This is a genomic window from Microbacterium sp. K35, from assembly GCF_004794375.1.
Lineage (GTDB): Bacteria > Actinomycetota > Actinomycetes > Actinomycetales > Microbacteriaceae > Microbacterium > Microbacterium sufflavum.
The window spans coordinates 1-11,409 of record NZ_SSDM01000355.1 but is presented as its reverse complement, the minus strand read 5'-3'; the positions used below and the strand labels follow the sequence as shown (position 1 = coordinate 11,409).

At 70.9% G+C, this 11,409-nt stretch carries 13 protein-coding genes; 3 read left to right on the top strand and 10 right to left on the bottom strand.

Annotation, left to right across the window (positions count from 1 at the left end; all coding sequences use genetic code 11):
• Nucleotides 1-19: 19 nt before the first annotated feature.
• Genes DW299_RS14270 through DW299_RS14260 form a run of 3 tightly spaced genes read right to left on the bottom strand, consistent with a single transcriptional unit; the run spans nt 20 to nt 3,677 of the window.
• Nucleotides 20-1,330: an FGGY family carbohydrate kinase gene (locus tag DW299_RS14270; RefSeq protein ID WP_136036977.1), complete on the bottom strand. Its 1,311-nt coding sequence runs from the start codon at nt 1,328-1,330 to the stop codon at nt 20-22.
• 20 nt (nt 1,331-1,350) lie between these two features.
• Nucleotides 1,351-2,367, bottom strand: a complete 1,017-nt coding sequence (corA, locus tag DW299_RS14265) for a magnesium/cobalt transporter CorA (RefSeq protein ID WP_136029700.1) — start codon at nt 2,365-2,367, stop codon at nt 1,351-1,353.
• Between the two features lie 26 nt (nt 2,368-2,393).
• On the bottom strand, nt 2,394-3,677 hold the full coding sequence (locus tag DW299_RS14260) for a serine hydrolase domain-containing protein (protein ID WP_136029698.1): 1,284 nt from the start codon (nt 3,675-3,677) through the stop codon (nt 2,394-2,396).
• 99 nt (nt 3,678-3,776) lie between these two features.
• Here DW299_RS14260 and DW299_RS19540 point away from each other — a divergent pair, with 99 nt between their 5' ends.
• Together DW299_RS19540 and DW299_RS14255 are read left to right on the top strand one after the other, a co-directional pair.
• Nucleotides 3,777-4,091: a DUF2470 domain-containing protein gene (locus DW299_RS19540; RefSeq protein WP_136044268.1), complete on the top strand. Its 315-nt coding sequence runs from the start codon at nt 3,777-3,779 to the stop codon at nt 4,089-4,091.
• 54 nt (nt 4,092-4,145) lie between these two features.
• On the top strand, nt 4,146-4,793 hold the full coding sequence (locus DW299_RS14255) for a biliverdin-producing heme oxygenase (protein WP_240744512.1): 648 nt from the start codon (nt 4,146-4,148) through the stop codon (nt 4,791-4,793).
• A 56-nt stretch (nt 4,794-4,849) separates the two neighbouring features.
• Here the strand turns inward: DW299_RS14255 and DW299_RS14250 are convergent, their stop codons facing one another.
• Nucleotides 4,850-6,235 carry an ATP-dependent DNA helicase gene (locus tag DW299_RS14250; RefSeq protein WP_136036976.1) on the bottom strand — a complete coding sequence of 462 codons (1,386 nt, stop codon included), beginning with the start codon at nt 6,233-6,235 and terminating at the stop codon, nt 4,850-4,852.
• A gap of 115 nt (nt 6,236-6,350) precedes the next feature.
• Between DW299_RS14250 and DW299_RS14245 the strand changes: the two genes are divergently transcribed.
• Nucleotides 6,351-7,424, top strand: coding sequence for a hypothetical protein (locus DW299_RS14245; protein ID WP_136036975.1), 1,074 nt, complete (start codon nt 6,351-6,353; stop codon nt 7,422-7,424).
• Between the two features lie 9 nt (nt 7,425-7,433).
• Here the strand turns inward: DW299_RS14245 and DW299_RS14240 are convergent, their stop codons facing one another.
• The 6 genes from DW299_RS14240 to DW299_RS14215 form a co-directional block, all read right to left on the bottom strand.
• Nucleotides 7,434-9,458 carry a bifunctional copper resistance protein CopD/cytochrome c oxidase assembly protein gene (locus DW299_RS14240; protein ID WP_136036974.1) on the bottom strand — a complete coding sequence of 675 codons (2,025 nt, stop codon included), beginning with the start codon at nt 9,456-9,458 and terminating at the stop codon, nt 7,434-7,436.
• Nucleotides 9,459-9,540: 82 nt separating this feature from the next.
• Complete coding sequence (locus DW299_RS14235) at nt 9,541-9,828, bottom strand: HU family DNA-binding protein (protein ID WP_017203554.1); 288 nt, start codon at nt 9,826-9,828, stop codon at nt 9,541-9,543.
• A gap of 393 nt (nt 9,829-10,221) precedes the next feature.
• Entirely contained in the window at nt 10,222-10,527 is a 306-nt protein-coding gene (gene rpsN, locus DW299_RS14230; protein ID WP_017829734.1) for a 30S ribosomal protein S14, read from the bottom strand.
• 3 nt (nt 10,528-10,530) lie between these two features.
• On the bottom strand, nt 10,531-10,701 hold the full coding sequence (gene rpmG / locus DW299_RS14225) for a 50S ribosomal protein L33 (protein ID WP_017203558.1): 171 nt from the start codon (nt 10,699-10,701) through the stop codon (nt 10,531-10,533).
• A complete protein-coding gene (rpmB, locus tag DW299_RS14220) occupies nt 10,701-10,937 on the bottom strand; it encodes a 50S ribosomal protein L28 (RefSeq protein WP_025102729.1) in 237 nt (78 codons plus the stop codon). Before rpmB ends, rpmG begins: the two co-directional genes overlap by 1 nt.
• Before the next feature lie 140 nt (nt 10,938-11,077).
• The coding region (locus DW299_RS14215) for a DNA-3-methyladenine glycosylase (protein WP_205814411.1) at nt 11,078-11,409 on the bottom strand (332 nt) is incomplete at its 5' end.

Genomic DNA, 11,409 nt, shown 5'->3' with positions numbered 1-11,409 from the left:
GGGGCCTGAGCCGCGCGGATCAGGCCGCGGGCGGCAGCTCGTGCCCGAGCGTGCGGGCGGCCTGACGCGCCATGCCCCAGGCGACGAACTCACCCGCGGGCGGTGCCGTCATCGGGATGTCGAGGATGAGCGGCGCGATCTCCCTGACCGCCGCCGACCGGGCGCCGCCGCCGATCAGGATGCCCCGCGCCGTCGGCACCCCGAGCGCGCGGATCGCGTCGAGGCCGTAGCGCAGACCGCCCAGCACGCCCTCGAACGCGGAACGCGCCAGGTTCTCGCGCGTGGTGGCCGCGAGGGTCATGCCGAACAGGGTGCCCGTGGCGTCGGGCAGGTTCGGCGTGCGCTCCCCCTCGAAGTACGGCTCCAGCACCAGTCCCCCGGCACCCGGGTCGGCGGCGAGCGCGAGCCGCCCGAGCTCCTCGTGGTCCACCGCGAGCAGCGTGGCCAGTGTGTCGAGCACGCGCGCCGCGTTCACGGTCGCGACGAGAGGCAGGTGGCCCCCGGCCGCGTCGGCGAAGCCCGCGACCATGCCCGACGGGTCGATCGTGCGGTGGGCACTCGTGGCGAACACCGTGCCGCTCGTGCCGATCGACACCACCACGTCGCCCACGGCCGCGCCGAGCCCCAGCGCCGCACCGGCGTTGTCGCCCGACCCCGGGCCGACGCGGCGCCCGTCCGCATCGGTCACGGCCGCATCGTGCGCGAGCACACGGGGCAGGATCGCGTCGCGGCCGAGCGCGGCGCCGAACAGTTCGCGGTCGTAACCCGCGTCCGTCCAGTACCCGGTGCCCGAGGCCTCGGAACGGTCGGTGATCAGCTCGTCGAGGTCGGCTCCGCGCGGCGCGTCCGGTCCGAAGCCGCGCAACCGCCAGGTGAGCCAGTCGTGGGGCAGGGCGACCGCTCGCACCTGCGCGGCGTGCTCCGGCTCGTGCTCGCGCAGCCACCGCACCTTGGTGAGCGTGAACGACGGCACGGGCACCAGGCCCGTGCGCTCGGCGAGGGCGGCGGCGCCATGCTCCGCGATCAGGGCGGCCGCCGCGTCTGCCGAGCGCAGATCGTTCCACAGCAGGGCCGGTCGCACGACCCGTCCCCGGCCGTCGAGCGCGACCATGCCGTGCTGCTGTCCGCTGATCGCCCAGGCCCGCACGTCGTCGAACCCGCCCGCCGCGGCGATCGCGGCCTGCAGCGCGCGCCACCACTCCTCCGGGTCGACCTCGGTGCCCGGCGGGTGCGGTGCACGCCCCTCGCGGATCACCCGACCGGAGAGGGCGTCGGCGATGACGACCTTGCAGGACTGGGTCGAGGAGTCGATTCCCGCCACGAGTTCCATCCTGCGATCATCCCACGGCGTCAGAGCCATCCCTTGTTCTTGAACGCCGCGTAGAGTCCGAGGCCCATCGCGACCATGAGCGCGAGCGCCATCGGATAGCCGAGCAGCCAGTGCAGCTCGGGCATGTGGTCGAAGTTCATGCCGTAGATCGTGCCGACCAGGGTCGGGGCGAACAGGATCGCCGCCCAGCCGGAGATCTTCTTCACCTCTTCGTTCTGCCGGATGCTGAGCTCGGTCATGCGCCGCATCTCCTCGTTCTGGCGGCGCGCGACGATGGTCGACTCGACCGTGAGCGCGTTGTCGAGCACGGTGCGGAACGTGGTCGCCCTGTCGCTCACGCGCAGGGTGTGGTCGAGCACGTCGCGCAGGTACCGCTGCAGTTCCTCGCTCACCCGGTACTTGTCGGAACCGCGCAGGAGCGCCTCGAGCATGCCGACGAGCGGCTGGGTGGCACGCTGGAAGTCGATCACCTCGCGGCCCAGGTCGTAGATGCGCTGCGTGGCGTCCACATCCTCCTCGAAGAGCTGGCTCTCGATCTCGTCGATGTCGTTCTCGAGGCCGGCGAGCACGGGGGCGTACTCGTCGACCACCTCGTCGAGGATCGCGTACAGCACGGCCTCCGGCCCGTGGGAGAGCAGCGCGGGGTTGGCCTCGAGGCGGCGGCGCACCCGCGCCAGATCCGGGGCCTCCGCGTGGCGGATGGTCACCACGAAGTCCGGCCCGACGAGCACGTGCACCTCGCCGAACTCGACCTCCTCCAGGTCGTCGAGGTAGCGGGCGGGTCGCAGCACCATGAACAGCACGTCACCGTAGCGCTCGAGCTTGGAGCGCTGGTGGCCGGACAGCGCGTCCTCCACCACGAGCTCGTGGAGGGCGAACTCGTCGGCCACGGCGCGGATCTCCTCCGGACTCGGCCGGTACAGCCCGATCCAGCTCATGCCGCGTCGCTCGCGCATGCGCTCGAACGTCTCGCTGAGGGTCCGCGGGTTCTCCGTGCGGACGCCGTCCACGTAGATCGCGTTGTCGACGATCGCCACGACGACCCCTTCCGATCAGCCGGTGCTCACTCCTCCGCGGGGGCGACGCACGGGAGCGCGGCGTCCGTGGTGGCCTGGTGGTACTGCTCCGCGGTGAACGGCAGCCCGAAGTCGGGGGCGGTCTGCCCGGACGCGGCGGGGGCCTTCGACGCGATGGCCGCGAGCTCCCACGACAGCTGCTGGGCGAACAGCGCCCCGGCGGTGGAGTCGTTCAGCACCACGGCGACCGTGAACCCGGTGGCCGGGTCGGAGTAGGCGGCGGTCGCATAGCCGGGGGTCCAGCCGTGCTGGCCGACCATCGAGCCGACGAGGTAGGCACCGCCGGTGGCCTGGAACCACGACGCGGCCGTGTCGGACACGGGCAGCGGCGAGCCGAAGCGCGCGGGCTCTTCCTTCGTGCGCAGCGCCTGCGCGGCCTCCGCCTGGGCGTAGCGGCCGAGGTCGGTGATGGTCGACACGACGCCGGAGTCGGTGAAGCCGGAGCTCGACGAGAGGGTGGTGATGTCGACCGGGGCCGCGCAGTTGAAGCCGCCCTCGACAGCCGACATGTAGTGGCCGTTCATGGCGGGCTCGGGCACCGGCGGGGCGGCCTGCGGCGTGGGCAGCTCGGTCTGCGTGAGGCCGAGGGGCTCGGTGACGTACTCCGCGATGAGCTCGCGCGCGGTCATGCCGGTGGCGCGCTCGAGCGCGAGGCCGAGCAGCAGGTAGCCCGCGTCGGAGTCGCGGAAGGTCGTGTGCGGGGCCACCCTGGCGCGGCCGAGGCCGTAGCCGGCGAGCTCGAGCGGAGCCCACACGCGCTCGGGGGTGTTGATCCAGGCGGCCTTGGCGGTCTCCTCGGACGACCCGGCGCCGCTCGTGCCGTTGCAGAGGTCGAGCAGGGTCACGTCGGTCATGTCCGCGACGCCGGAGACGTAGGTGGGCACCTTCGCGTCGAGCTCCACGGTGCCCTCGTCGGCGAGCGCGTACAGCACGTCGCACGTCATGAGGCGCGTGACGTCGGCGATGCGGAACGACATGTCCGTCGTCAGCTCGGCTCCGCCCTCCTTGTCCTGCGTGCCGGCCGCTGCGACCCAGCTGCCGCTCCACGGCACCCAGACGCCGACGATGGCTCCGGACGCACCCGACGCGGTGAGCGCGTTGTCGACCGCGGTCTGCATCGCCGCGACGGTGTCGTCGGGCAGGGAGGCGTCGACCTGGTCGGGCGGCGTGTAGCTGAAGGAGTCCTCGGACGAACAACCGGTGAGGACGAGCCCGAGCACGACGGCCGTGGCCGCTGCGGCGCGCCACCGGCGCGACGAGAGAAGCTGCATGTGAAGGAACCCCCGAGGACGTATCTCCCGAGTCTAGAGCGAGGATGCTGGAAGTCCGCCTCGCGGGACCGCGCCGATCGCGGCCCGTAGGGTGTGAGGGTGCCCCACGACTTCGCTCCCGACGTGATCGCCGCCGTGCTCCGCCACATGAACGGCGACCACACCGACGACAACCTGCTGATCGCCCGCGCCTTCGCCGAGCCCGCCGACCAGGAGCCGACGGCGTCCGTCATGACCGGCTTCGACGGCGAGGCCGGCGTGTGGGAGGTCACCCGCGGCGGCTCCACCTCGACGCTGCGCGTGCCGTGGCCCGGCGGCCCGATCACGGAGCGCCCCGAGGTGCGGCGCGAGGTCGTGGCGCTGTACGACGCGGCGTGCGCGCGCCTGGGCGTCGAGCCGCGGCCGCACGACTGACTCCGCACCGACTCGGACTTCCGTCCAAGGTTAGGCTGCCCTTACACTGGGGCCATGCCCGAGATCCTCTCCTTCTCCGCCGCCCTCCGCGAGCGCTCCTCCGGGTCGCACTCGCGCAGCGAGACGGCCGGCTTCATGTCCGACCTGCTCAAGGGCGAGGGTTCCCGCGAGGACTACATCGCGCTCGTCGCGCAGCACTACTTCATCTACGAGGCCCTCGAGAGCGCGGGCGACCGCATGCGCACCGACCCCGTCGCCTCCGTGTTCCTCAGCGACAAGCTCACCCGCCTCCCCGCGCTCGAGGCCGACCTCGAGTTCCTGCTCGGCGCGGACTGGCGCGACCGGATCACGCCGCTGCCCACCACGCAGCGCTACGTGGAGCGCATCCGCCAGGTGGGCGCGACCTGGGCCGGGGGCTTCGTCGCCCACCACTACACGCGCTACCTCGGCGACCTCTCCGGCGGCATCTTCATCGGCCGCGTCATGTCCCGCCGCTTCGGCTTCGAGACCAACGGCGTCGGCTTCTACCTGTTCGACGACATCGCCGACCCGTCCGCCTTCAAGGACGTGTACCGCGAACAGCTCGACGCCGCCCCGTGGGACGAGGCGGAGCGCGAGCGCGTGATCGACGAGGTGCTGCTCGCCTACCGGTTCAACACGGAGCTGTTCGAAGACCTCGACCGCGCCCGCGCCGCCGCCTGAGCGCCCTCACCGGGCCCTGAGCGAGCGCCCGCGAGACGAAGGGCGTCCACCGCGGTTCAGCCCGTGGGAAGCTCCGGCGTCGACGCCGCCAGCCACGCGTCGCGCATGAAGCGCCGTACGTCCTCGTCGACCCGGATGTCGCTCGGCCGCAACGGTCGCGACAGGTACAGCCCGTCGAGCGAGGTCAGACGGCTCAGCGCCACATAGGTCTGTCCCGGCGCGAACGCCCCGGAGCCGAGGTCGATGATCGCGCGGTCATAGGTCTTGCCCTGCGACTTGTGGATGGTCACGGCCCACGCGAGCCGCAGCGGGAACTGCGTGAACTCCGCCACCACGTCGCGCGACAGCTTCTTCGTGTTCGGGTCGTAGGCGTAGCGGAACCGTTCCCACACGGCCGGCTCGACCTCCACCTCCTCGCCGTCGATCTCCACCCGCACGGCCCCGCCGAGAATGCGGGTGACGGTGCCGATGGTGCCGTTGACCCAGCGCGGCGGCTCGCCCGACATGGCGGTGTCGTTGCGGAGGAACATCACCTGCGCGCCGACCTTGAGCTTGAGCTCCGACTCGGCAGGCAGGGCGGCCTCGCCGCGTCCGAAGTCGCCGTTGATCTCGGCGCGCGCGGTCTGCTCCTTGCCGGGGAGGGCGGCGAGGTGACGGCCGTTGATGCCGTTCACGATGTCGTTGCGCGTCGCGAGGGTGATCATCGGCACCTCGCCCGGCTCGGGGTCGGGCGGCGTGCGGGCACCCTGCGCGTTCAGCACCCCGGCGATCTCCGCGGTCACCCGGCCGTAGCGCACGGCGTTGAGCATCGCCTTGAACCCGTCGTCGGACTGCCGGTGGATCTGCACCAGCTCCCGCACGTGCAGCTCGGCCCTGGTGTCGACCTGGAACAGGCCCTCCTGGTCGGAGAGCCCGGAGCCGCCCGCCCACACCTTCGCGTCGAAGAACCAGAAGGAGCGGTAGTGGTCCTTCACGTAGCGGGCCTCGTCGCCGCGCGGCGGGACCGGCGCGAGCTGGTACGGGTCGCCGAACATCACCACCTGCACACCGCCGAACGGTTCGCCCCTGCGTCCGCGGGCCTGCCGCAGCGAGCGGTCGATCGCGTCCATGAGGTCGGCGTTGACCATCGAGATCTCATCGATCACGAGGGTCTCGATCGCATTCAGGATGCGCCGGGTGGCATCGTTCTGGTCGATGTCCGCGTCGCCGATCAGCCCGATCGGGAGCCGGAACAGCGAGTGGATCGTCTGCCCCTCGACGTTCAGCGCGGCGACACCGGTGGGCGCGCAGATCGCGATCTGCTTCTTCGTGTTCCAGGCGAAGTGCTGCAGGAGCGTCGACTTGCCGGTGCCGGCGCGGCCGGTGATGAACACGTGCTCCCCGGTGTCCTCGATGAGGCGGAACAGCTCCTGCTGCTCCTCGGACAGGGCGGGAAGGGACACGGTTCTCTCAGGGCTGCAGGGGCGGACGGGGGCGCCCACCCATGCTACGTCGCGCCGGGAGTCGCGGGGCGCCGACGCTCGGCGTCCCCCCAGGACTCCCTCCTAGACTGACGCCATGGAGCGGGCCGGGAGGAGCACGCCCCGGCGTGCGCGCCTGGGCGTGGATCTGACCATGCTCGCCGTCGTCGGCGTGATGCTGTTCGCCGCGATCGGGGCGGGCGGCGCGACCCTCTACCAGCAGTTCTACGGCCCCTCGGCGTTCGTGGTGCGCTACCTCGACCTGCTCGCATCCGGCCGCGCGGCCGATGCGCTCCGGGTGCCCGGTGTCGCCATCGACCGCGAGACGCTCGAGAAGGCCGGCATCGACCCCCGCGCCTCGGAGGCGATGCTGCGGCGCTCCGCGCTCGGCCCCCTCACCGACATCGAGGTGAAGTCCGAACGGCCCTCCGGCGAGGGCACTGCCGTCACCGTCGGCTACACGGCCGGTGGCCATCACGGCACCACGACCTTCCAGGTGCAGCAGGACGGCTGGGCCGGCGTCACCCCCGACTGGCGGTTCACCACGAGCCCTCTCGCGGTGGTCCAGCTCACCGTGCGCGGCTCCGACCGCTTCGCCGTGAACGGGTTCGAGGTCGATCGTCGGCAGGTGTCCGTCGCGGGGGCCGAGGCCCAGCCGCTCGACCCCCTGCCGCTGCTCGTCTTCACCCCCGGCGTCTACTCCGTCACGGTCGACACCGCGATCTCGACGTCGTCCGGCCACGGGGTGCTCGCCGACAAGCCGCTCGCCGTCACGCCGCTCGACGTGCAGACCGAGCCGACCCCCGAGTTCGTGTCGGTGGTGCAGCAGCGCGTCGAGGAGTTCCTCACGCAGTGCACGACCCAGGAGGTGCTGCAGCCCACCGCGTGCCCGTTCGGCCTGCGCGTGACGAACCGCATCTCCGCACCGCCCACCTGGTCGATCACGAGTCAGCCCCAGATCGCGGTCGTCCCCGCCGAGGACGGTCAGTGGCAGATCCCGCCGGCCGATGCGGTGGCCCACGTCGAGGTCGAGATCCAGTCGCTGTTCGACGGCTCGGTCGAGCCGGTGTCGGAAGACGTGCCGTTCCGCGTGAACGGCACCATCGCGATCCTCCCCGACGGCTCCGCGTCGATCAGGGTCGGCTCTCCCGACGAGCCCGCCGAGGACTGACGCCGGGGATCAGCGCCGGTCGCGCTGGGCCTGGCGCTCCGCCGCGCGCTGGTCCCGCGCCGCGAGCTCGGCGAGGCGCGCGTTGTACTCCTCCAGCTCGGCGTCGCCCGTGCGGTCGGCGTGCCGGTCGCGACGCTTCTGCAGCTTGGTGTCGCTGCGGCTCCACTGGATCGCGACCGTGATGGCGAGGATCAGCGTCGGGATCTCTCCGATCGACCAGGCGATGCCGCCGCCCACGTACTGATCGGTCATGGGATCGGCGCCCCAGTCGCGGCCCATCGCGCCGAACCAGTCGGCGACCATCAGCCCCTCCTGCATCATGATCGCCATGCCGAAGAACGCGTGCATGGCCATCACGGCGATGAGGGTGATGAGCCGGCCGGGGTACGGCAGCCGGTACGGCACGGGGTCGGCACCGATCAGGCTCATCACGAACAGGTAGCCCGAGATCAGGAAGTGGATGACCATCCACTCGTGCCCGAGGTGCTCGTACATCGACCAGCGCACCAGGTCGGTGAAGTAGAACGCCCACAGCGACACGATGAAGATCGCGGCCGCGACGAACGGGTGGGTCACCACGCGCGCGAACGGCGAGTGCACGGCCCACATGATCCACTCGCGGCCGCCGCGGGTGCCGTCGTCGCGCTTGTGGATCGCGCGCAACGCCAGGGTGATGGGTGCACCCGAGACGAGCAGCAGCGGGATCGCCATCGAGAGCATCATGTGCCCGAGCATGTGCACGCTGAACAGGTACTCCTGATACGCGTTGATGGGCCCGCCCGTCACCCACACCAGCATCAGCATGCCGAGCACCCAGAAGACGGTGCGGTGGATCGGCCAGCGGTCGCCGCGCAGGCGCAGCCGCCGCACGCCCGCGAGGTAGAGGAAGAGCCCGAACCCGGCAGCCACCAGCCACAGCACGTCGATGTCCCACGCCGTGAACCACCGCGCCAGCGTGAGCTCGGGGGGAAGCAGGGAGCCGGTGAGGATCTGCGCCGGGGTCTGCGCGAAAGCGGCGGTCTCGCCCGTGGGCGGAGGCGTGCGCGCGAGGGCCGCCGCTGCGCCCGAGGCGAGCCCCATCAGCGCGACCTCGCCCAGCACCAGCAGCCAGAACCAGCGGTTGGCGCGGTCACCGTCGAGCTTCGGGATGAGTCGGGCGCGGTACCAGGCGCCGAGCAGGCCCATGCCGACCAGCAGCACGGCCTTCGCGATCACGATCGTGCCGTATGGCGTCGACCACACCGCCTCCCAGGACCCCACCGCGACGATCGACCGTGTGAAGCCGGAGAGCGCCACGACCGCGAAGGCCGCGATGGCGAGCGAGGAGTAGCGCGACACCAGGCGGGCGCGGTCGATGCCGGGCTCTCCGCGCAGCAGCACCAGCAGCAGCAGGCCGCCCAGCCACACCGCGGCCCCGATGGTGTGCAGCAGGATCGAGTTGACCGCCATGTTGTGGCCGTCGAGGTCGCCCGCATGGCCCTGGGTCGCCAGCGGCAGGAACGACACCGCGGCGAGCAGGGCCGTGATCAGGGTGGGCGTCCAGGACCGCCAGGCGAACGCGAGCACCGTGATCACGGCGCCGAGGATCGTGGTGATGAGCCACGACTGTCCGAGCGGCAGCTCCAGCAGGAACCGTCCGAGCTGTGCACCGAACTCCCGCTCGATGCTGAGCTTCGGGTTGAACGCCGCCATGAAGGCGAGGAAGCCGGCGAGACCGGCCGAGACCGTGAACACCGCGGCACCGATCGACGCGATGTTCAGTGCCCTGTCGAACGACCGCTCGCCCGCGCGGAGTGCGAACAGAGCGAGCACGAGCGACCCGAGCATGAGCGCGCCCGAGATGTTCATCACGAGCTTGGCGATCGGTGTGCCCCACAGCACCACGGGCCCCGGGTCCTGCAGCAGGGGCGGCTTGGCGCCGCCGCCGATGAGCAGCGCCCACACGAGGGCGACGAGACCCGCCGCCAGCAGGATGACGACGCCGGCGACGCGATACGCCGACGTCGTGCTCGGCGTCTCGGTGCGGGAACTCACCCCTCCAGCCTAGGCGCGCTGGACGGGGGGAAAGCACGAAGGCCGCTCCCGGATCGGGAGCGGCCTTCGAACGGGTGCGGTCTTACTTGACGGCAGCCTTGAGCTTGGAGCCGGCGGTCACCTTGACGCGCTTGCCAGCGGGGATCTTGATCTCGGCGCCGGTCTGCGGGTTGCGGCCCGTGCGAGCAGCGGTGTCGACCTGCTCGAAGGAGATCCAGCCCGGGATCGAGACCTTGCTGCCCTTGGCGACAGCGTCGGAGACCGTGGCGAACAGCGAGTCGAGGACACCGGAGACGGTGGCCTGGCTCTGGCCGGTGGCGGAAGCGATGCTCGCGACGAGCTCGGTCTTGGTGATGGACTTGTCAGCCATGTCATCCTCCAGCGACGAAGGACCGTCGCATCGTTGTGGGTGCGAGAGGCGGGTGCCTCCCGTTGGTCGAGTGACCGCCTTGAATGTACCAACCACCACCCGGATTTCCGCGTCATTTCGCGGGTTTTGACCAATTACCCGGCGTGTCGCGCCACTTTGGTCACACGTGTCACAGAATTCGGGAGGCTCATGCCCTCGCGCGGGACGGCGCCGACGATCACGGGATCGGCGTCCGCGAGCGCCACCCACCCCTGCCGGTCTGCCCCGATCTCGCGGCACTCTCGCGATCGCCGGAGCGCGTCGGCGCTCACCCGAGCCGCGAACCGCGGAGACGCGGGGGCACGCGAAAGGGGCGAGGATCCGAAGATCCTCGCCCCTGTCGACGGCGGAGACTTACCAGCTCGACTTGGTCACGCCGGGCAGCTCGCCACGGTGTGCCATGTCACGGAAGCGGACACGCGAGATGCCGAACTTCGTGAGGACACCGCGGGGGCGGCCGTCGATGACGTCGCGCGAACGCACGCGAGCCGGCGACGCGTTGCGCGGCAGCTTCTGCAGGCCGACGCGAGCGGCCTCGCGGGCCTCGTCGGTGGCGTTCGGGTCGACCAGGGTCTTCTTCAGCTCGGCACGACGCTCGGCGTAGCGCTCGACGATGACCTTGCGCTGCTCGTTGCGCGCGATCTTGCTCTTCTTAGCCATGGATCAACGCTCCTCTCGGAATTCGACGTGCTGACGGATGACCGGGTCGTACTTCTTCAGCACGAGGCGGTCGGGGGTGTTGCGGCGGTTCTTCTTGGTCACGTACGTGTAACCCGTACCCGCCGTGGAACGCAGCTTGATGATCGGACGGACGTCCTGAGCCTTCTTGGCCATTAGAGCTTCACACCCTTCGCCTGGAGGTCCTTGACGACGTTCTCGATGCCGCGCGCGTCGATCACCTTGATGCCCTTGGCGGACACGTTGAGCGTGATCTTACGACCGAGCGAGGGCACGAAATAGGTCTTCTTCTGCACGTTCGGGTCGAAGCGGCGCTTCGTCCGGCGGTGCGAGTGCGAGACGTTGTGACCGAAGCCGGGAACAGCTCCGGTCACCTGGCACACTGCTGCCATGATGATGACTCCTTCATTACCGTGAGGCCGGACGGCCCCACCCAAGATCCCTTGTCTGCACGCAACCTCGACCCGCCGATCTCTCGGCCGCGGAAGGGGAAGCATGCGAACTACGCACAGGAGCGTGCGCAGACAAAGAGTCAGTCTAGCACGGGCAGGGTCGCCCCCAGTGCCGCGGCCTCGGCGGCACCGCGCCCCCACCGGAACGCCGACACGGTCGGGTCGTCCGGGATCCAGAACCGCCACGGGAAGGCGTCCGTCCCCGCGAGCCCCGCGACCCCGACTCTCGGCCCCTGCGACACATCCGCGACCGGCGCCCCGAGCCACAGCTCCGCGCGGGCGCCGTTGTGCTCCGCGCCCGTGACCGCGTCGATCCCATCGTGCAGCGCGTGGCGCAGGCCGACCGCCTGGCCCAGTCGCCCCGGCCCCCTGGCGAGGTCGCGTCGGGCCGTTCGCCCCCCTCGCGCACCTC

Coding starts and splice junctions, on each gene's coding strand:
- DW299_RS14270 (WP_136036977.1), bottom strand. CDS start 1,330: ATGGAACTCGTGGCGGGAATCGACTCCTCGACCCAGTCCTGCAAGGTC.
- DW299_RS14260 (WP_136029698.1), bottom strand. CDS start 3,677: ATGCAGCTTCTCTCGTCGCGCCGGTGGCGCGCCGCAGCGGCCACGGCC.
- DW299_RS14255 (WP_240744512.1), top strand. CDS start 4,146: ATGCCCGAGATCCTCTCCTTCTCCGCCGCCCTCCGCGAGCGCTCCTCC.
- DW299_RS14245 (WP_136036975.1), top strand. CDS start 6,351: ATGGAGCGGGCCGGGAGGAGCACGCCCCGGCGTGCGCGCCTGGGCGTG.
- DW299_RS14235 (WP_017203554.1), bottom strand. CDS start 9,828: ATGGCTGACAAGTCCATCACCAAGACCGAGCTCGTCGCGAGCATCGCT.
- rpsN (WP_017829734.1), bottom strand. CDS start 10,527: ATGGCTAAGAAGAGCAAGATCGCGCGCAACGAGCAGCGCAAGGTCATC.
- rpmG (WP_017203558.1), bottom strand. CDS start 10,701: ATGGCCAAGAAGGCTCAGGACGTCCGTCCGATCATCAAGCTGCGTTCC.
- rpmB (WP_025102729.1), bottom strand. CDS start 10,937: ATGGCAGCAGTGTGCCAGGTGACCGGAGCTGTTCCCGGCTTCGGTCAC.